9 protein-coding genes and 1 tRNA gene are annotated in these 21,152 nt (G+C 65.8%); 5 read left to right on the plus strand and 5 right to left on the minus strand.

Annotated features, from left to right (window positions below; genetic code table 11):
• Positions 1 to 6 precede the first annotated feature (6 nt).
• On the plus strand, positions 7 to 978 hold the full coding sequence (locus tag IG197_RS12730) for a bile acid:sodium symporter family protein (RefSeq protein ID WP_192319723.1): 972 nt from the start codon (positions 7 to 9) through the stop codon (positions 976 to 978).
• Positions 979 to 993: 15 nt separating this feature from the next.
• Here IG197_RS12730 and IG197_RS12735 read toward each other — a convergent pair whose 3' ends face one another.
• The 4 genes from IG197_RS12735 to IG197_RS12750 all read right to left on the minus strand — a co-directional run bounded on the left by IG197_RS12735 (position 994) and on the right by IG197_RS12750 (position 7,810).
• Positions 994 to 2,124 (minus strand): glycoside hydrolase family 3 protein, encoded by a 1,131-nt coding sequence (locus IG197_RS12735; RefSeq protein WP_192319254.1) that lies wholly within the window; start codon positions 2,122 to 2,124, stop codon positions 994 to 996.
• A 152-nt stretch (positions 2,125 to 2,276) separates the two neighbouring features.
• A complete protein-coding gene (locus IG197_RS12740) occupies positions 2,277 to 3,338 on the minus strand; it encodes a GNAT family N-acetyltransferase (RefSeq protein WP_192319257.1) in 1,062 nt (353 codons plus the stop codon).
• Between the two features lie 225 nt (positions 3,339 to 3,563).
• Complete coding sequence (locus tag IG197_RS12745) at positions 3,564 to 6,647, minus strand: efflux RND transporter permease subunit (RefSeq protein ID WP_192319260.1); 3,084 nt, start codon at positions 6,645 to 6,647, stop codon at positions 3,564 to 3,566.
• Positions 6,644 to 7,810, minus strand: coding sequence for an efflux RND transporter periplasmic adaptor subunit (locus IG197_RS12750; protein WP_192319263.1), 1,167 nt, complete (start codon positions 7,808 to 7,810; stop codon positions 6,644 to 6,646). The genes IG197_RS12745 and IG197_RS12750 overlap by 4 nt, the downstream gene beginning before the upstream one ends.
• Before the next feature lie 314 nt (positions 7,811 to 8,124).
• On the opposite strand from IG197_RS12750, the gene IG197_RS12755 reads away from it, so the two are divergent.
• The 4 genes from IG197_RS12755 to IG197_RS12770 all read left to right on the plus strand — a co-directional run bounded on the left by IG197_RS12755 (position 8,125) and on the right by IG197_RS12770 (position 20,947).
• Positions 8,125 to 9,018 carry a hypothetical protein gene (locus tag IG197_RS12755; protein WP_246765371.1) on the plus strand — a complete coding sequence of 298 codons (894 nt, stop codon included), beginning with the start codon at positions 8,125 to 8,127 and terminating at the stop codon, positions 9,016 to 9,018.
• A gap of 236 nt (positions 9,019 to 9,254) precedes the next feature.
• Positions 9,255 to 19,010, plus strand: a complete 9,756-nt coding sequence (locus IG197_RS12760) for an autotransporter-associated beta strand repeat-containing protein (protein WP_192319266.1) — start codon at positions 9,255 to 9,257, stop codon at positions 19,008 to 19,010.
• A 173-nt stretch (positions 19,011 to 19,183) separates the two neighbouring features.
• The gene (locus tag IG197_RS12765; protein ID WP_192319269.1) at positions 19,184 to 19,660 is read left to right on the plus strand and encodes a pyridoxamine 5'-phosphate oxidase family protein; all 477 of its coding nucleotides are present in this window, start codon (positions 19,184 to 19,186) and stop codon (positions 19,658 to 19,660) included.
• A 99-nt stretch (positions 19,661 to 19,759) separates the two neighbouring features.
• Positions 19,760 to 20,947, plus strand: coding sequence for an IS481 family transposase (locus IG197_RS12770; protein ID WP_192315358.1), 1,188 nt, complete (start codon positions 19,760 to 19,762; stop codon positions 20,945 to 20,947).
• A 43-nt stretch (positions 20,948 to 20,990) separates the two neighbouring features.
• Here IG197_RS12770 and IG197_RS12775 read toward each other — a convergent pair.
• Positions 20,991 to 21,067: transfer RNA gene (locus IG197_RS12775), tRNA-Arg, on the minus strand.
• Positions 21,068 to 21,152 lie beyond the last annotated feature (85 nt).

The raw sequence follows: 21,152 nt of genomic DNA on the forward strand, positions 1-21,152 counted from the left end.
TTCATCATGCTGATGATCGCCTGCATCGTGCTGGCATCGCTTCTGCCGGCACAAGGCAGCTTCGCCGGCCATTTCGGCACCGCGACCAACATCGCCATCGCACTGCTGTTCTTCCTGCACGGCGCGCGGCTGTCGCGGGCGACGGTGATTGCCGGCATGACACATTGGCGACTGCACCTTCTGGTGTTCTCGACCACCTTCGTGCTGTTCCCGATCATCGGGCTGGCGCTCGGCCTGCTGGTGCCGACGGTGCTGCCGGCAGCGCTCTATGCGGGCGTACTGTTTTTGTGCGTGCTGCCGTCGACCGTGCAGTCGTCCATCGCCTTCACCGCCCTTGCCGGCGGCAACGTGCCGGCCGCCGTGTGCTCGGCCTCGGCCTCAAACATCATCGGCATGTTCCTGACGCCGCTTCTGGTCGGGCTGCTGTTCGCCAAGACCGGTGGTGGCGGCGTGTCGCTGTCGGCGATCGAAGGCATCATGCTGCAGCTTCTGGCGCCCTTCATCGCCGGCCAGCTCGTCCAGCCCTGGCTTGCCGGCTGGCTCGGCCGGCACAAATGGCTGGTGACTGTCGTCGACCGCGGCTCGATCCTGATGGTGATCTATCTCGCCTTCTCCAAGGCGATGGTCGCAGGCCTGTGGCAGCAGTTGCCGCTGCAGTCGCTGGTGGTGCTGCTGCTGATCGCCGCCTTCCTGCTGTCGACGGTGCTGGCAGTCACCATCTTCGCCAGCCGCTTCCTCGGCTTTTCCAGGCAGGACGAAATCACCGTCGCCTTCTGCGGCTCGCACAAGAGCCTGGCGTCGGGCGTACCGATGGCCAACGTCATCTTCGCCGGCCAGGAGATCGGCGCGATCGTCTTGCCCTTGATGCTCTATCACCAGCTGCAGCTGATGGTCTGCGCCTGGATGGCCAGGCGTTATGCCGAGCGCACCGCCGCCGAACACGCGACGGCAGCGGAAGCCCAGGGCGCGGCGCAATAGCCGCGCCGGAAAGACCTAGATCTTGGTGGCGCCGCCGTGGTTGGCCGGCAGCGAGCGGGCGCGCAGCGGGGCGACCGAGGCGTGCTGCTCGAAAGTCTCCTCACCGAGGCGCTCGACCTTGTGGCTGGGCAGGTCCTTTAGCAGGCCGGCGACGCGGCTGAACGACTGTTCGAGCGCGCGCTCCTTGATCTGGCCGGCCTTCAGGCCGGCCGCCATGTAGTCGATCATGCGCGTGATGATCTCGGTGTCGGCCCAGTAGGCGCACATGCACAAGAGGTCGCAACCGGCATTGATGATGCGGATGGTCGTCTCGGGCTTGTCGAGCCGGTCGGAGATCGCCTTCATGCCAAGATCGTCGCTGACGACGACGCCCTCATAGCCCAGTTCCTTGCGCAGGATATCCTGCAGGATCACCTTCGACATCGTCGCCGGAACGCCTGGGTCGATCTGCGAGATGACGATGTGTGCGGTCATGATCATGCGCGTCCGCGCATCGTTGAAATGACGGAACGCCTCGAGCTCGCGGCTGCGGAACGTCCTGGGGTCGACGTCGATGACCGGCAGCGAATAGTGCGAATCCACCGCCGTATCGCCATGGCCGGGGAAATGCTTGGGGCAACCGAGCACGCCTTCGGCCTGCATCGCATCTAGAAACGCCCTGGCAGCCGGCACCACATCGTCAGGCGTCGTGCCGAACGAGCGCTGGCCGATGACGGGATTGGCCGGGTTGGAATTGACGTCGACGACGGGCGCGAAATTGACGTTGAAGCCGAGCGAGCGCAATTCGACGCCCATCGCCTTGCCGACGTCGGCGGCCTGCTTCGGCCACTCACGCGCATAGGCAAAGGCGGTGATCGGCGCCGGCGGACGCAGCACGCCGCCGCCCTCATGGTCGATCGAGACGATCACCTCGTCACGTTCGATGTATTCGCGCACGTCCGACAGCAGCCTGCTGTGATTGTCGAGCCAGTCCTCATAAGGCGCGTCGGGCAGGAAGTTGGCGCGGAACAGAACGACGCCGGCAGGCCTGAGCAACGACAGCAGCCGCTTGTCCTTGTCGCCGAGCACATGGCCGGGCTGCAGGCCGATCAGAAACCGGTGTCCATAGGACGCAGGACCGCGCCCGAGATCGAATGAGAGATCCATTGCCGTGCCAAACTCCGCCGCTGTCCGCTGCCATCATGTGGCAGACCGATGCAAACAAAGTCCTTAGAACATGAGCGAAGGATTCGGAATCGCTTTCGGATCCGCCGCCCCGCAAAAGATGCGAGGCGGCGTGCCGGCAACGTCAGTTTACGTTAGTCCCCGAACTTCCGTGACTGCCTGGCGACGATGTCAGGCAATTCGGGGTGGCCGCGCAGCGCGGTGAAGGTCCAGTAGTTCTCCAGCCATTCCGGCTGCCCCTTCCAGTCGCCGTCGACCAGCCGCCCGAGATGGACAAGCGCGCGATCGAGGTCGCCGGCAAGCGCGAACGAACCCGCGGCATGGAAGGCATACCAGGAGATGTCGTCGCTGGCCGCGGCATAGTGACGAGCCCAGTCCAGGCACTCCTCGGCTGATAGGTCGCCGACATTCTCGGCCGGAAAGGTCGAGCTGAACGCCACATAGGTTGTCGCCTCGACAAGGCCGTTTGTTTCGGCGATCCGCATCGAGGCAGCGTTCGAGGCATGACAATGCCAGCCAATCCGCCGGATGCCGCGGTCGAGGCAACGGGCGACGGTCTGGCGGGTCACCAGCGCGCCGAACCCGCGTCCGCGATAGGCCTCCTCGGTGCCGACGCCGAGTTCGCAGCGGTCGCCCACCACGCTGTCGGCCATGCAATGGCTGACAACAGTGCCGTCATGGACGACGCAATGGCCGATGGCGTGCTGCAGGAAGAGGTCGGGCGAGGTCCAGCTTTCGAGGTGGTCGGTGATCGTCTCGATATCGATTGATACACCGCGGTCGAGCAGTGTCTGGTCGACGAGCGCGAGCTCGAAGCCGTCGGGCAACTGCCGTGCAACGTTCCCCATCCCGCCGATATGCCGAAAGGCCTTGCGGCGATGCAGCCGGGCATATGGATTGTCCCAGATGTCGGCCAGCACCTCACCCCATTCCACGCGGTCGGGGATCAGATAGGCGGTATGCGGGATCGTCCGTTTCAAGGCCGCATAGGACGGCTGGTGGTCGACGTCGCCGGCGAGATAGTAGCCGTCGCCACCTTCGCAAAGCAGCGCCACCCTGGGCCGGGTTGGATCATCCACCCAGATATCGCCGTCAAGCACGCCGGAGGCCACCGCCTCGATGCTGGCGTGTGTGGCAGTAAGACGATCAAGCAGAGGTTCGGCGACGGCAAACCGTGCCGGGTCGAGTTTGTACATAGGCATATGTCCTTGGTCGGCCACGCGCCTCAGCGCGGGCACAAAGATCGATGGTTTCAAAGGCGGCGGCCGGCTTGTCCCGGCCACCTGCCCGTTCTGTCGCGTAAAAGGTCGCTGTCATCTGTCTCTCCGTCGTTTTGAAATGAAACGTGGCGGCTCGCCGCCGTCACGCTGGAAACTCTTGGGGCAAGAGACCGGCAGCCAGCCTCCCGCATCTCAGGCCTGTCAGCCCCTCGCCCGTTCGGCGATCAGCTCGCCTTCTGCGCGGTCGGCCTCGGTCACCGATGTCAGCCGTTTGAGGCGGCGGGCGAACCAGGCGTTGAGGTCGTCCATCGAGGTGAACATGACCGGCACCACGACTAGGCTGAGCAGCGTCGAGGTGATCAGGCCGCCGATCACCGCTACCGCCATCGGCGCCCGGAAGCTTGCGTCTGCACCAATGCCGGCCGCCGCCGGCACCATGCCGGCGACCATGGCGATCGTCGTCATGATGATCGGCCGGGCACGGGTCATGCCCGCCTGCATCAGCGCCTCGCGACGCGCCATGCCCTGGGCACGGCAGTCGATGGCGTAGTCGACGAGCAGGATCGAGTTCTTGCAGACGATGCCCATCAGCATCAGGATGCCGATGGTCGACGACAGGTCGAGCGCCGCGCCATAGAGCAGCAGGGCCAGTGCGGCACCCCCGAGCGACAAAGGCAAGGCGATCAAGATGGTGATCGGCTGCAGGAAGTTCCTGAACAGCAGCACCAGCACCGCCATCACCATCAGGATGCCCGCCACCAACGCCAGCGCGAAGCCGCGGAACATCTCGCCCATTTCTTCCGAGGCGCCGTACTTCACATGCTGGACACTGGCGGGAAGGTTCTTCAGCAGCGGCAGCGCTTCGACGGCCGCCATCGCGTCGCCGATCGTCACCACGTTCAGATTGGCTTCGACGGCCACCATGCGCTTGCGGTCGAGCCGCTCAACCTTGCCTTCCTCGGCGCCGAAGTCGATGTCGGCCACCGAGGCCAGCGGCACCACGGCGCCACTATCGGTGCCGACCCTGAGGTTGCGCAATGTCTCGAGGTCGCCGCGCGCCGACTTGTCGAGCAGCACGCGGATCGGCACCAGCCGGTCGCCCAGGTTGAACTGCGCCGAATTGGCATCGGTTTCGCCAAGCGTGGCGATACGCGCCACGGTGCCGAGCGAGACCACCGACACACCAAGGCGTGCCGCCTCGTCCATGCGCGGCCTGACCAGCAGCTCGGGTGCTCCGGGAGGTTGATTGGACAGCACATTGACCAGTTGCGGCAGCTTGCGCATCTCGTCCTCGAGCTGGCGCGCGGCCAGGTTCAGCTCCTCCGGATTGTTGCCGGCGAGGAAGATGGACAGCTCCTTGCCGCCGGAGTCGCTGGCAAAGCTGAACTGAATGTCCGGCACGCCGGCCAGGATGGGCAACACGGAAAGCTCGAACTCCTTGCGCGAGAGCTGCCTTTCGCCGCGCGGCTTCAGCCTGATGATCAGCGATACCCTGTTGACGTCGCCGGTGATGGCCAGGACGCTCGCCACCTCCTTGCGCTGCAGCAATTGCTTGACGATGTGGTCGGAAACGCGCGTCGTCTCGTCGAGCCTGGTGCCCGGGGGCAGGGTGATGCTGGCGTCGGAGATGTTGCTGTCGGTGCCGGGCACGAAGCCGGTCGAAAGCTGCGACAAAAGGAACACCGAGCCGGCAAAGAATACGAAGACCAGCGCAAACGTCGTCTTGCGATGATCGAGCGTCCAGCCGAGAAGCGCGAGATAGCGGCGCGACAGCCGCGACGGTTCGGCGGCGTGATGACCGGCCCCTTTCGGCTGCAGCAGATAGGCCGCCATCAACGGCGTCAGCAGGCGCGCGACGACCAGCGAGATCATCACGGCAACGGCAACCGTGATGCCGAACTGCCTGAAATACTGGCCGACGGCACCGCCGATGAAACTGACCGGCGCAAATACCGCAACGATGGTCAGGGTCGTGGCGACAACCGCAAGGCCGATCGCGTCGGCCGCCTCGATCGAGGCGAGGTAGGGCCGCTTGCCCATGTCGACATGGCGCTCGATATTCTCGATCTCGACGATGGCGTCGTCGACGAGGATGCCGATGACCAGCGTCAACGCCAGCAGGCTGACGCCGTTCAGCGTGTAGCCGAGCAGGTCCATGACGGCGAAGGTGGGCAGAATCGACAATGGCATGGCAACCGCGGCGATCAGCGTGGCGCGCCAGTTGCGCAGGAACAGGAACACCACCAACACCGTCAGACCGGCGCCCTCGAGCAGCGCGGTCACCGCGGCATTGTAGCTTTCCAGTGTGTATTCGACGTTGGAAATCACCTCGACGAAGGCGACGTCAGGTGTCCGCGCTGTGATCTCGCCAAGCCGTTTGGTCACCGCGTCGGCAACGGCAGTGTCGCTGTAGCCCTTGGCGCGATAGACCGAGAAGCCGACGACGGCGTCGCCATTGTAACGGGCGAAGCCGCGCGCTTCAGTCGGTCCGTCGGTGATGGTGGCGATGTCGCTGAGCTGGACCCAGCGCTTGCCCGGCAGCGACACCGAGAGGTTGAGCAGTTGGTCGAACGAGGTGACGCTTCCGAGCGTGCGGATCGACTGCTCGCGGTCGCCGACCTCGCCGCGTCCGCCCGGCACGTTGACGTTGATGCCGCGCAGCGCGGTGTTGACCTGGTCAGCGGTGACGCCGAGCGCAAGCAGCCTGTCGGGGTCGAGCGAAACGGTAATCTCGCGGTTGACGCCGCCGAAACGCTCGACCTTCTGGACGCCGGGCGCGGCAAGAAGCTCGCGGCTGACCATGTCCTCGACGAACCACGAGGCGTCCAGCGCCGACATCTGCGGCGCCTGCATGGTGAAGTAGAGGATGGCGCCGCCTTCGACGTCGACACGCGAGATGATCGGCTCCTGGATCGACTGCGGAAGGTCGGAGCGGATCTGGCCGACCGACTCGCGGACATCGTTGGTCGCCCGGTCGGGATCGACGCCGATCTTGAACTCGACCGTCGTCGTCGACACACCGTCCTTGATCGTCGAGCGGATGTTCTTGACCCCGGCAAGGCCGGAGATCGATCCCTCGACCCGGCGGGTGATCTGGCTTTCCATCTCGGCGGGCGCAGCGCTCGGCTGCGTCACCGCGACGGTGACGATCGGGAACGACAGGCTGGGATTGGCGTTGACCGGCAGGCGCATGAAGGCGGCGATGCCGGCCAGCGTCGCCACCACGAACAGCACGATGGTGGGCACCGGCTTGCGGATCGCCCAGGCGGAAATGTTGCTGATCATGGCCGGACGCTTCCGGTCTTGGCGTCGATGTCGGTGGTGGCGACCTCATCGCCGTCACGCAGCGAGGCTCCGGATTTGGCGACGACCACGTCGCCGTCCTTGAGGCCGGCCCGGATCTCCAGCCTGCCATTGTTGCGCATGCCGGTCTGGACCGGCCTGAGATCGACCTTCCCGTCCTCGACCACGAAGACTGACGTCTTGTCCTTGCCGCCATAGACCAATGCCGAGTCGGCAATGACGATCGCCTTGCGCTTGGCCACGACGATGGCAGCGCGGGCAAAGGCGCCGGAGAACAGGGCGGTATCTGTCTTGAAGGCGATGCGGGCCACGCCGAGACGGGTCTCGCGATCGATCTTCGGCGAGATCAGGCGGACCTTGCCCGGGATCTTGCCTGCGACGCCCGGCAGGGTGACCGAGGCGGTCTGGCCGACGGCCAACTGCGGCAACTCGCGTTCCGGGATCTCGGCTGCCAGCTCGACCTCGCCGTCGCCGATCAACCTGATCAGCGGCTCCCCGCCGGTCAGCGCGCCGGCATTGGCGTGGCGTTCGGACACCACACCGGCAACCGGCGCCACGACGACGTTGCGCTCGACCAGCCGGCGGGATTCGGTGAGTTGGGCTTCGGCCTGGGCGACCTCTGCCTGCGCCAGGACGACGCCCTCGCGCTCGACGGCTTCGGTTGAGGCCCGGTCGGCATAAGCCTGGGTCGACAGCGCCCCGGACTGTTTCAGCGGGGTCGCGCGCTGCAGGGCTGCCAGCGCCTGCGCCGCCTTGGCCTGCTGCTGGGCCAGCGCTGCCTTGGCCCGTGCCAGCCGGCCTTGGCTCTCATGCAGTTGGTTCTCGCGCATCGCGGTGTCGAGCCGAACCAGGATCTGGCCGGCTTCGACGCGATCGCCGACCTCGACCTCGACGCTGGCGATGCGCTGCTCCTGAAACGGCGCGCCGACGGCAACTTCCTCGCGGGCCGCAAGCACGCCGGTGAACGACAGCGTCCATTCGGTCATGTCGCTGGCAACGACGAAGGTCGACACCAGGCGCTTGGCGGTTTCGCCCTGCGCGGCAGCATTGGCGGCAGTATCAGCCGCCGCAGGCATGACCGCGCTTACCAGCAGCGCCGCGGCTATCGCCGCGATCCGCGCCCGGGGGTGAAGGTGGTGCGTCATTTGGTACAAACTTTCCACAGTCCGATGTCTCCGAAGAATGGCGGCCGCCGGCGCCCTCCAAGCCAACATACTATTATTCGATTGATCAATCTATTAATTGGGCCAAACCCGCTTTCATGATCAGCCAAATGACAGGGCACCATTGCAGCAATCTGTCGTCGCGCCGGCGGCCGGCCATTTTTGCGGTGGCAACTTGATTTTCCTCGGGCAAGGCCGATCGAAAGGTCATTTGCCGAGATAGATTTGCCGGCGTGGCTGCTATGACCATCACCCCAAGCCGGACTACTTCGTCGGGGCTGGACAGATCACGGCTGATGCGTGGATATAGCGAGCAGTTCGAGGGCCGATTCTTGCCGATAACTGCGGATGAAATCGCCAGCCACCCCGCGCTGCAGGAGCTGATCCGGCGGCAGTCGCAGGCATTGCTGATCGCCTACGAGGCCAATCCGCGGCAGTCTTCCATCTTCGCCACCCAGCAACGCTGGCTGATGGGCCACATCGGCTTCGCCGTCTATTTCAATCGAGACGCCGGCGAGCCAGGACTCCTGACGTCGCGCTTCCTCGACATGACCCAGGCCTACGCGGTGGCGAGCCGCAACACCGCCGACGCCTTCCTCAAGGAACTGATCAACTACGGCTACATCGAATATTGCCCCGAGAGCGACGACCGCCGGGCACGGCCGGTGCGTCCGTCGCAATCGACGTTCGATGCCATGCATGGCTGGATCATGGTGCATCTGGCGACGCTCGACGGCCTCGACGGTGGCCAGCGCCTCGCCACCTATCTGGCGACTTCGGACGGCATGGACCGCATCGAGCCGCTGATCTGCGAAGGGCTGCTGTCTTCGCAGGCCATCCGCGAGCCGGCCAACACGTTTTCGTTGTTCACCTGGCTCAACAATGGCGGCATCATCATGGAACGGCTGATCGTCGGGCTGGAAGACGCCAGCAGCGGTGCCGAACAGTTGTCGACAAGCATCACCTCGATCGCCGAAATGGGCCTGTGGCTGCAGCTTTCGCGCTCGCATCTCGCCCGCAAGTTGCGCGAAGCGGAAGCACTCGGCAGCATCGGCTGGCGCGGCAAGCGCGGCAGTTCGGTGATGTGGGTTTCCAGGGGGTTCCTCGGCGAAATCGCCGCCGCACAGGCAGCGAAGCTCGCCGTGATCGACGCGGCGTACGAGGCCTCGCTCGCCCCCGAAATCGGCTAAACACCTGCAATAACGGCCGAAATTCCCCCCAATAATAGTCAGTCTCTAACAATTGACCCCTTTTTTTGGCGGGCATAGGGTCCCGCTCATCCCGGCGCTTGGGGTTTTTTGGGCGGGCGCCGGAGCTGAACTTAGCAGCCGATGTGAACTGCGCCGACAGCACACCTGTCGCGGCGCTGGCGGAGCCTTGCGCGCCGCCGGCTGCCGGTTTGCGTCCGCGATACAGGGAATATCACGTGAGCAGCACCAGCGGCGACCTTGAAGCCATTCGTGACAATGCCGCGACGGATGCGAAGACCGTCGTGCCGGTGTCGTCGCAATCATCCCGGCACGGCCGGTACCGCATGGCGCTGCTTGCCTGCTCGGCGCTGATTGCGCCGTTGGTGCTTGGCCCGGCGATCCAGGCGGCGGCGGCCGATACTATCGGCAACGACGGTGGCAATGGCGGCAACGGTAGTGGCACCAGAGCCGGCTCGTTCGGCATGCCCGCTGTCAACGCGGCCGGCGGCAACGGCGGCGGCGGCGGCCAGTCGGGCAACGGCCAGCCTTCTGGAGGCAATGGCGGCAACGGCGGCGCCGATGGCGGCTTTGGCGGTGGCGGCGGTGGTGTTTCTGACAACGGCGGTGGTGGTGGCAGGGGCTACAACGGCGCAGGCGGCGGTGGTGGCGGTGGTGGCGGCGGCGCCGGCCTGGTCGTCAACTCCGGTATCGTCAACGTCAATCAGAACTCGTATGGCGGCAAGGGCGGCAAGGGCGGTTACGCCGGTGTTCAGATTGGCGGCACCTCGATCGGCGGCGGCGGTGGCGGTGGCGGTGGCGGCAGCGGCATTCTCGTCGGCGGTACGAGCGGCTCCACCACAGTAACCGTGGGCGCCGGTGTTTTTGTGCGCGGCGGGTTCGGCGGTGACGGCACCGAGGGTCATACCAATGGTGGACCGGGCGGTGCATTGCGAGCCAGTGACATGGGCGCCGGCGGCAATGGCGGCCATGGCATTTCGGTCACCGATCCGAACGGCGCGACGATCATCGTCAATGGCGATGTCTCCGGCCTCGATGGCGGTGCGGGCGGTGGCTGGGCGGGTGCTCGGGCGCCGAGCGGCGCTGCGGGTGTCGGCATCCGCGGCCAGAACCTGAACATCACCATCGGCACCGCAGGCGCGATCCGACGCTCGCAAAACGGGCAGGACGCGATCTACATCACAGGCGGAACCAACCGGGTCACCAGTCTGGGCACCGCCCCCAATCAGGGCACCGTCCAGGGCGCGATCCATCTCGGCGCCGGCGTCACCACCATCGCAGGCAACTATTCGGGCGGCGTCAGGCCGACCTGGATACTGGTAGACGGCGGGGCGGAGATGAAGGTCGAAGGCAGCACCGCTGCCAACGATGCCAAGGCGATCCACGACCTGCAAAACTATGGCCTGGTCACGCTCGGGGCATCGAGGTGGCTGAGCCTCGGCGCCGGCACCAACTACGCGACGATCAACATCGGCTCTGCTGCAAAACTCGAAACCACCTATGCCGAGTTCAACAACCGAGGCACGATCAACGTCGCCGATCAGGGCATCATCGACGCGGGAACCGCCTTTCTCAACTATGCCGGTGCGGTTCTCAATCTCAACGGCACCGCGACGGTCAAGGCCACCTACGGGGCGGTGACCAATCAGGGGCAGTTCAACGTCAAGAACGGCGACGTGGTCAGCGCCGGCGCGTTCTACAACGATGGCGGCACGCTGTCGCTGTCGGGCGGCAGCCTGTCCGGCATCGACCAGCTGTTCAACCGCACCGGCGCCACGGTCGACATCGCCGCCGGACGAAAGCTCTCCGTCGCAACGTTCGCCGGAACCGGCGGTAGCACCACGGGCGCCGGGACCATCGAGGCATCGACCGCCTTCAACCTCGAGGCCGGCTCCTACGCGACAAAACTCACTGGGACGGCAGGGCTCAACAAGATCGGCCCTGGCACGGTCACGCTGACCGGCACCAACACCTACACCGGCGGCACAGACATTTCGGGCGGTACGCTGTCGGTCGCGTCCGACGCCAGCCTCGGCAACGGCGTGCTGAGCTTCAACGGCGGCACGCTGAATGCCACCGCATCCTTCGCCACCGGCCGCGACGCCACCCTCGGCGCCAGCGGCGGGGGGCTTTCTGCCGACGCCGGCATGACACTGACCTATAACGGCCTGCTCAGCGGCACCGGCGCGCTGTCCAAGTCGGGCGCCGGCACTGTGGTGCTTGGCGCCACCAACACCTATGCTGGCGGCACCGCGGTCAATGCCGGCACGCTCAGGCTCGGCGCCGGCGGCAGCCTGCTGTTCGGCAAGGATCTCTCCGTCGCCGGCGGCGCCACCTTTGACCTCAACGGCAAGGCCCAGACCATCGGCAGGCTGACCGGCGCCGGCGCGGTGGCGCTCGGCGCGGGCGCCCTGACCGTCGGCCAGGGCGACGTGTCCTCGACTTTCGCCGGTGCGACCTCGGGCACCGGCTCGCTGACCAAGGTCGGCAGCGGCATGCTCACGCTCACGGGCGCCAACACGCACAGCGGTGGCACCACGGTGAGCGGCGGTCAATTGCAGATCGGCGATGGCGGCACGTCAGGTTCGCTAGCCGGCAACGTCGCGCTGGCCAGCGGCACTGCGCTGACGTTCAATCGCTCGAACACGCTGACCTTCGCTGACGTCATCTCCGGTGGCGGCAGGGTGACAATTCTGGGCGGTGGCACCACGATCCTAAGCGGCAACAACAGCCATTCCAACGGTACCGAAATTTACTCTGGCACGCTCCAGCTCGGCAATGGCGGGACCAGCGGCTCCGTTCTCGGCGCGATCGACAACTATAACGGCACGGTCGCCGTCAACCGTTCCAACACCTATACGCTCGCCAACAGCATCAACGGCAATGGCGGCTTCAGCCAGCGCGGCACGGGCAAGACGATCCTGACCGGCGCGAACACCTTCTCAGGTGGCATCGCCGTCAATGCCGGCACGCTCAGTGTCCGCAATGCTGGTGCGCTCGGCAACGGTTCGAGCGCCATCGATGTCGCGGCCAATGCAACGCTCGAGATCGACGGTGACATGTCGATCGACACGCGCGCGCTGAGGCTCAAGGGCACCGGCGCCAACGGCAAGGGCGCCCTGCACACGGTCTCGGGCGAAAGCAGCGCGATGGCCCAGGCCACCCTGAGCGGCACCGCGCTGGTGCTGACGGAAGCGGGCACCGGCTTCGAGTTCCTCGGCGGCGTGGACGGCGCCGGTCACCGGCTGACCATCGACGGCAGCGGCCGGACCGGCATCACGGGCCTGAGCGGTGCCGGCTCCGAACTTGTGAAAGCCGGCTCCGGCAAGCTCCTGCTGCGCGGGCCAAGCACCTATACCGGCGGCACCTACATCGGCAGCGGCACAGTCGAGGTCGACGGGTCCGGGGGGCTCGGCACCGGCACCGTGGCCTTCGGCGGCGCGGCAACCTTGCGCGGCACCAACGGCTGGCTCGACAATGCCTTCGATCTCGATGCCGCCGCCACGCTCGATACCGACACCTCGATCGTCCTCAACGGCGCGATCAGCGGCGCGGGCAGCCTGGTCAAGACCGGGTCGGGCGATCTGGTCCTCAACGGCGTCAACAGCTACTCCGGCGGAACGACCATCTCGGCAGGCAGGCTTACCCTTGGCAATGGCGACCCCGCCACGCTCGGCAGCGGCGCGGTCGTCAACAACGCGATGCTGGTCCTCAACCGGGACGGCGACTACACCCTCGCCAACGGCTTCTCCGGCACGGGCACCATGGAGAAGCAGGGCTACGGCACGTTGACGCTGAGCGGCGCCAACACCATGTCCGGCACCACCTCGCTTGTCGGCGGCACGTTGCAGATCGGCGACGGCACTTCGGGCGGCGGCATCGGCAGCAGCTCTGTCGTCGCCCTGAACGACAGCACGCTTGCCTTCAACAGGTCGAGCCTGGTGACCTTCGGTGGCATCCTGTCCGGTACCGGCGGGCTGACGCAGAAGGGCAGCGGCACCACTGTGCTGTCGGGCGAGAACATCTACGCTGGCACGACGAAGATCACCGCCGGCACGCTGCAGGTCGGCGACGGCGCCACGTCAGGCAAGCTGGGCTCGGGAAGCGTCGAGAACGGCAGCACGCTCGCCTTCAACCGCTCCGACATCGTCACCGTCGCCAATGCCATCTCGGGCGCCGGAACGTTCGATCAGGCCGGCACCGGCACCACCATCCTCACAGGCACCAGCAGCTACACCGGCGCAACCAAGGTTTCCGCCGGCAAGCTGGTCGTCAACGGCTCGATCGCGTCGTCCTCCAGCGTCACGGTCGATGCCGGCGCGACCATCGGCGGCAGCGGCACCATCGCGACCACCATCGTCAACGGCACGCTTTCGGCCGGTAACAGCCCGGGCACGCTGACCGTCGACGGCGACCTCACCCTCAACAGCGGCTCGACCAGCATCTTCGAGCTCGGCACGTCAGGCGTCGTTGGCGGCCCGACCAACGACCTCGTCATCGTCAATGGCGACCTGACGCTCGGGGGCACGCTTGAGACGCCCAATGCGGTGACCGGCTATTACCGGCTGTTCAACGTCTCGGGCAGTGTCACCGGGTCTTTCGACACGCTGCCCACCGACGCCTTCATCAGCACTTCGGTCGCCAACCAGGTCAACCTCATCCTGCGCAACAACGACCAGCTGCTGCAATTCTGGGACGGCTCGGATCTCGCCGGCAACGGCACCGTCGACGGCGGCAGCGGCACCTGGAGCGCTTCCAACGGCAACTGGACCGGCGCACCCGGCGAGGCCACCATCAACGATGGCTGGCGCGGCGAGGTCGGGGTCTTCGCCGGCACGGCCGGAACGGTCACCGTGGACGGCACGCTGGCCTTCCAGGGCCTGCAATTCTCGACCGACGGCTACCATATGACCGGCTGCACACTGGCCCTGTCGGGCAACCCGTTCGGCAACGAAAATGCGAGCTTCATCAACACCGACAGCGGTGTCACGGCAACGATCGGGTCCATCATCGCCGATGGCGACATGACGGAACTCGACAAGCTCGGCCTCGGCACGCTGATCCTGACCGGCGACAACACCTACACCGGCAAGACCACCATTTCCGCAGGCACCTTGCAGCTCGGCGATGGCGGCACGTCGGGCTCGGTCGCCGGCGACATCGTCAACAACGGCGTGTTGGCCTTCAACCGCTCCGACGACGCACTCGTCATCAGCGGCTACATTGGCGGCACCGGCCGCCTCGAGCAGAACGGCACCGGCACGACAACCCTGACCTCCGCCAACTTCTACAGCGGCGGCACCACGATCAACGCCGGCACGCTGCAGATCGGCAATGGCGGTTCGATCAAGGGCGACGTGCTCAACAACAGCGCCCTGGTCTTCAACAACACGGAAGCCAATGGTGAATTTGCCGGCGACATCACCGGCAGCGGCACGGTGACGCTGACCGGCAACAGCATCGTCATGACGAGCGGCGACATCAGCCACTCCGGCGGCACCACCATCGACAGCGGCAGCGTGCTCCAGATCGGCAACACCGAGACCAAGGGTTCGCTCTCAGGAGACGTCAGCAACTCCGGTCAACTGGTGTTCGACCGTTCCGACGATACCAGCTATGACGGCAGCATCAGCGGATCCGGCGACTTCAAGAAGTACGGCGCCGGCAAGCTCACGCTGTCGGGCGACAGCAGCGGTTTCGACGGCATCGTCTACTCGCTTGCCGGAACGTTGCGGCTTGAAAACAGCCTCGCCGCAGGCACCGGCTACATCATGATGTTCGGCGGCGGCCTCGACTATGGCGCCGGTGTCGACCTCGCCAACATAATGACCCTGCAGCAGGAAAACACCGTGCTGTCGGTCGCGTCGGGTACGGCCACGCATTCGGGCTACATTCTCAGCGGTGGTGGCGCACCGAATGCCGTGGAAAAGACCGGCGACGGCACGCTGGTCGTCAAGGCCATGCAGAACGGTGGCCCGACCACGGCCAGCGAAGGCACGCTCAAGGCGGGCAATGCGGACGCATTCGACATGACTGGCGCGATGACCGTCAAGGCCGATGCAACGCTCGACCTCGACGGCTACGACCAGCGTATCGGCTCGCTGGCAGGCGCTGGCTCAGTCACGCTCGGCGTGGCCAGGCCGCTCTGGGGTTCGCCGCAAGAGGTCACGCTGACGACGGGTGGCAACGACGCCTCGACCATTTTCTCCGGCTCGATTTCCGGCGCCGGCAACCTGTCCAAGATAGGTGCCGGCGTCTTCACCCTGAGCGGCGCCAACAGCTACACCGGCAAGACCTGGCTCGATGGCGGTAGCCTCAAGGCGGGGGCTGTCAACAGCTTCTCCTCGGCCAGCGCGGTCGAAGTCGCCAGCGGTACCGAGCTCGATCTCGACGGCTTCGACCAGGTCATCGGCTCTCTCGCCGGCGCGGGCACGGTTTCGCTTGGAGCCGGCACGCTGACCGCGGGCGGCAACAACGGCTCGACCGAATTTTCCGGCGTCATCACCGGCACCGGCGGCCTGACCAAGAAGGGCACGGGTAGCTTCACCCTGTCCGGCGCGAACACCTACACAGGCGCAACCAAAATCGATGCCGGCACGCTGACCGCGGGCGCCGTCAACACGATCGCCTCTGGCAGCGCAGTCAGCGTCGGCTCGGGCGCGACTTTCGACATCAACGGTCACAACCAGACCATCGCCTCGCTGACCGGCGCCGGCAACGTGAAGCTTGGGGCAGGCACGCTGACATCGGGCAATGGCGACGACACCGAATTCTCAGGCGTCATGTCGGGCAGCGGCGGCTTCACCAAGCAGGGCAGCGGCAAGCAGACCATGTCGGGCGAAAGCACCTACACCGGCGCGACCGCGGTCAAGGCCGGCGAGCTCCAGGTCAACGGCAAGCTCGGCATTACCGCCGTCAGCGTCGACAGCGGCGCGACGCTGTCCGGCTCGGGCACGGTCTCGGGCAGCGTCACCGTCTCCGACGGCGGCCATATCGCGCCTGGCGCCGGCAAGGGCACGCTGACGGTCGGTTCGCTCAACCTGTCCAACGGCGCCAATCTCGACTTCGAGCTCGGCGCCCAGAGCGACCGCATCGACGTCAAGGGCGACCTCGTGCTGGACGGCAAGCTCAATGTCAGCGGCGGCAACGACTTCGGCGCCGGCGTCTACCGGCTGATCGACTATGGCGGCACGCTGACCGACAACGGCCTGGTCATCGGCACCGTACCCGGCGCTTTCCAGGCCAGCGACCTCACCATCCAGACACAGGTGGCCAAGCAGATCAACCTGATCAACACCGGCGGCACGGCGCTCGCCTTCTGGGATGGCGGCGCCAGCGGCAATCTCAACAACGGCAGCGTCGACGGCGGCTCCGGAACGTGGAGCGCCCAAGGCGGCAACTGGACCCGCCAGGATGGCGCCTTCAACGCACCGATGGCGCCCCAGCCCGGCTACGCCATCTTCCAGGGCACAGCCGGTACGGTGACCGTCGACTCGAGCCAGGGCCGCATATCGGTCACCGGCATGCAGTTCGCGACCAGCGGCTACGTGCTCAAGGGCGACGCGATCGGCCTGCATGATACCGCCACCACCATCCGCGTCGGCGACGGCACGGTGTCGAGCGCCGGCACCGTTGCATCGATCGAATCCGAGCTCACCGGCGCCGGCGGACTGGTCAAGGACGACTACGGCACGCTCGTGCTCAGCGGCGCCAACAGCTACACCGGCGGCACCACGATCAAAGGCGGCACGCTGTCGATCTCCTCCGACGGCAATCTCGGCGCGGCTTCAGGCGGCCTCACCTTCATTGGCGGCATCCTGACCAACACCGCCGCCACTACCACCGCGCGCGACATCGAGCTGCGTCTGGCAGGCGGCACGTTCGACGCCCAGGCGGACCTCACGGCGTCGGGCACGATCTCCGGCCAGGGCAAGCTTACCAAGACGGGCACCGGCACGCTGACGCTGACCGGTACCAACACCTATGCCGGCGGCACGAAGATCAGTGCCGGAACGCTGCAGATCGGCAATGGCGCCACGAGCGGCTCGATCACCGGCGACGTCGCCAATTCCGGCACACTGGCCTTCAACCGCTCCGACCTTCTGACCTTCGCTGGCGCGATTTCGGGCAGCGGCGCGGTCAAGCAGATCGGCACGGGCAAGACCGTGCTGTCAGGCACCAACAGCTACACTGGCGGCACGACCATCGCCGCCGGCACGCTCTCCGGCTCGGCCACCAGCTTCGGCAGCGGCGCGATCCTCAACAACGCCGCCTTCATCATTGACCAGTCCACCGATGCCAGCTTCGCCAATGCCATCAACGGCACCGGCAGCTTCACCAAGTCGGGCAACGGCGCGCTCACCCTCACCGGCACCAGCCTGCTCTCGGGTGACACGACGGTCAGCGCCGGCAAGCTCTCTGTGAATGGCTCGCTCGCCAGGTCGGCGGTGACGGTCGTCTCGGGTGCCACCCTCGGCGGCACCGGCATCATCGGCAAGCTGACCGCCCAGTCCGGTTCGATCGTCAACACCGGCAGCTCGATCGGCACGCTCAGCGTCACCGGCGACGCCAGCTTCGCCGCCGGCTCGACCTTCCAGGTCGATGTCGACACGACCAAGTCCGACAGGCTCTCCGTCGCCGGCAAGGCGACGCTCTCGGGCGGCACAGTCCAGGTGCTGGCCGGCAGCGGCAACTACGCACCGTCGACGCAGTACACCATCCTGACCGCGGCAACCGGCGTGCTCGGCCAGTTCGCTTCCGTCAGCAGCAACCTCGCCTTCCTGACGCCGACGCTGACCTACACCAGCAACGCCGTCGGCCTGTCGCTCGACCGCAACGACATCAAGTTCACCGACATCGCCGCGACCCGCAACCAGTTCGCCGCCGGCGGGGCAGCCGACAAGCTGGGCAACAAGCACGCGATCTACAAGGCTATCGTCAATCTCGACAAGGACGCCGCGCGCAAGGCCTTCGACGCACTGTCGGGCGAGGTCCACGCCTCGGTCGGCGGCATGCTCGTCGACGATAGCCGCTTCCTCGCCAGTGCCGCCAACGACCGTATCCGCGCTGCCTTCGGCGACATCGGCACGCAAGCCCTGCCCGTCATGGCCTATGGCCCCGACGGCCCCGAGATCGCCGAGGCGACGACCGAGCGTATGGCCTTCTGGGGTCAGGCCTATGGCTCGTGGGGCAAGACCGGCAGCGACGGCAACGCGGCAGCTTTCGGCCGGACCACCGGCGGCTTCATCGGCGGTCTCGATGCCGGCATCGGCGACAACCTTCGCATCGGTGCCTTCGCCGGTTACAGCAATGGCAGCTTCGATGCCGACGACCGCGCGTCCTCGGGTGACAGCAGCGCCTACCATGCCGGTGTCTTCGCGGGCGGCCGGTGGCAGGCGTTCGGCCTGCGCGCCGGCGCCGCCTACAGCTGGACGGATATCGAGACCAGCCGCACCGTTGCCTTTGCCAACTTCAAGGACAGGCTGACCGCCAGCTATGACGCCGGCATCGCCCAGGTCTTCGGCGAGGCGAGCTATCGCCTGCAGACGGGCGACGCGATCGTCGAGCCCTTCGCAGCGCATGCCTATATCAATGTCAGGACCGACAGCTTCACCGAGAAGGGCGGCCAGGCAGCGCTGACGGCCAACGCCTCAACCGCCGAGACGACGTTCACGACGCTCGGCGTCAGGGCCAGCACCGACATTGCCATCCGCGGCATGGACGCCACGCTGCGCGGGATGGCCGGCTGGCGCCACGCCTTCGGCGACGTCACCCCGCTGACCTCGGTCGCCTTCTCAGGCGGCGCCGCCTTCACCGTCGCCGGCACGCCGGTGGCGAAGGATGTGGCGATCATCGAAGCCGGTCTCGACCTCGCGCTGAGCCCCGATGCCAAGCTCGGCATAGCCTATACCGGCCAGTTCGGCTCCGGCGTGGTCGACCAGAGCTTCAGGGCCAGTCTCGGCGTCAATTTCTGATCAAGGGGGCGACGGAGACGCCGCTCCGGTCTGTCCGCAGTCAGGGCCCCAGACACTCCCCCGCCGCTTACGAACAGTTGGCCAGACCGAGACGCTCGGGAACTCCCTTCGCCGCCCCTCAGATGGAACCTCCCGAGACGCCAGGGGTTGAACCTCCTTCAAGGAGATTCACAATGGCCGACAAGCGAGAGTTCGCAGCAAAATTCTGGAAGTCGATACGTTCAGACATGACCGTGATGGTAAGCGTCTCAGGCATCGACCCGCGCCCGATGACCGCGCAGTTCGATGGCGAACGTAAGACCATCTACTTCTTCACGGCAAGCGACACGGAGCTTGCAGGCAAGCTGGCGCGCGCCAGAAAAGCAACGCTGGTCTACGCGGCCAAGAAACATGACCTGTTTGCCACCGTCCATGGCACCCTCAGGATCGACGGCGACCGCAGCACGATCGATCGGCTGTGGAACCGCTTCGTCGCCGCGTGGTTCGAGAAGGGCAAGGATGATCCGAAGCTCAGGCTGCTGCGGTTCGAACCGGCGGACGCCCAGATCTGGCTCGACGCTTCCAGCCTCGTTGCCGGCGTCAAGATGTTCCTGGGCCTGGGTGACCCCAAGCAGGACTACAAGGACAGCGTGGCGAAAGTGCCCCTTTAGCCAAGAGGCGAGCGAGCTCGGACTGAGCGACCCGAGACATAGGTGACGTTTCGTACCGGACACATGGGTAACACTTTTGGCTTTTGGCCGGAGGTGTTGATGCCGTGGAAGGAGAGTTCGGTGATGGAGGAACGTCTTCGTTTTGTTGCGCGGCTTCTGGATGGCGAGGGCATGAGTGATGTGTGCCGAGAGTTCGGGATTTCCCGCAAGACCGGCTACAAGATCCTCAACCGCTACAAGGACGACGGCCTGGAGGCGCTGACCGACCGGTCACGGCGGCCGGTCCGCTATGCCAACCAACTGCCCTGTCAGATCGAGCAGGCGATTGTGAAGGCCAAGAAGGACAAGCCGCACTGGGGCGCCAGGAAGATCCGTGAGCTTCTGGTGCGCAAGCTGGCCGGCGACGTTCGGCTGCCGTCGACGAGCACGGTCCATGCCGTGCTCGACCGCCACGGCCTTATCACGCGCGCCCGTCAGAGGCGGCGCTGCAAGGCCGAGGGCACGCCGCTGTCGGCGGCATGCTGCCCCAACGATCTGTGGTGTGTCGATTTCAAGGGCGAGTTCAGGCTCGGCAATCGCCAGTACTGTTACCCTTTGACGGTGACTGACCAGGCCTCGCGCATGATCCTTCTGTGCGAAGCCCTCGAATCAACGCGGGAGGTGCCCGTCGTCGAAGCCTTCGTGAGGTTGTTCAAACAGCGCGGCCTGCCGGCGGCGATCAGAAGCGACAACGGGCTGCCCTTCGCCTCTCCCAACGGGCTCTACAATCTGTCCAGGCTCTCGGTCTTCTGGCTGCGGCTGGGCATCGACATCGAGCGCATCAAACCCGGCAACCCGCAGCAGAACGGCAGGCATGAGCGTATGCACCGGACCCTCAAGCAGGAGACGACCCGGCCGCCGGGCATGAACATTCTACAGCAGCAGGCCAGGTTCGATGCATTCGTCAGCGAATTCAATGCCGAACGACCGCACCAAGCGATCGGCATGAAGGTGCCGGACGAACTCTATAAGCCCTCTTCAAGAGCCTATGAGGGGCTGCCAGACCTGCATTACCCCTTCCATGACCGCGACATCCTCGTCACCGCCTGTGGCCGCATCTGCATGCACCGCAAGAAGATCAATATCTCGACCGTGCTCGCCGGCCAGAGGCTCGGAATCACTGAAGTCGACGACGCCATTTGGCTCGTCTCCTTCATGCACTATGATCTTGGCTATATCGACCTCGAACAGAGGACCCTGCAGACCATCGACAACCCGTTCGGCACGAGGTTGTCACCCATGTCTTAGGTACAAACTGTTACCTATGTCTTCGGGCTGTACAGAAATAAGCTGGCGCACCCGACAGGATTCGAACCTGTGACCTCTGCCTTCGGAGGGCAGCGCTCTATCCAGCTGAGCTACGGGTGCTCGTCCGCGGCAGGCCGCGAACCACGCCCGGCGCACCGGACGACGTGCGTTCATAACCGATGCCGCGGCGGGCGGCAACGGGGGG

This window comes from Aminobacter sp. SR38, from assembly GCF_014843375.1.
GTDB classification, from domain to species: domain Bacteria; phylum Pseudomonadota; class Alphaproteobacteria; order Rhizobiales; family Rhizobiaceae; genus Aminobacter; species Aminobacter ciceronei.

Coding starts and splice junctions, on each gene's coding strand:
- IG197_RS12730 (WP_192319723.1), top strand. CDS start 7: ATGCTGATGATCGCCTGCATCGTGCTGGCATCGCTTCTGCCGGCACAA.
- IG197_RS12735 (WP_192319254.1), bottom strand. CDS start 2,124: ATGGATCTCTCATTCGATCTCGGGCGCGGTCCTGCGTCCTATGGACAC.
- IG197_RS12740 (WP_192319257.1), bottom strand. CDS start 3,338: ATGTACAAACTCGACCCGGCACGGTTTGCCGTCGCCGAACCTCTGCTT.
- IG197_RS12745 (WP_192319260.1), bottom strand. CDS start 6,647: ATGATCAGCAACATTTCCGCCTGGGCGATCCGCAAGCCGGTGCCCACC.
- IG197_RS12750 (WP_192319263.1), bottom strand. CDS start 7,810: ATGACGCACCACCTTCACCCCCGGGCGCGGATCGCGGCGATAGCCGCG.
- IG197_RS12755 (WP_246765371.1), top strand. CDS start 8,125: ATGCGTGGATATAGCGAGCAGTTCGAGGGCCGATTCTTGCCGATAACT.
- IG197_RS12765 (WP_192319269.1), top strand. CDS start 19,184: ATGGCCGACAAGCGAGAGTTCGCAGCAAAATTCTGGAAGTCGATACGT.
- IG197_RS12770 (WP_192315358.1), top strand. CDS start 19,760: ATGCCGTGGAAGGAGAGTTCGGTGATGGAGGAACGTCTTCGTTTTGTT.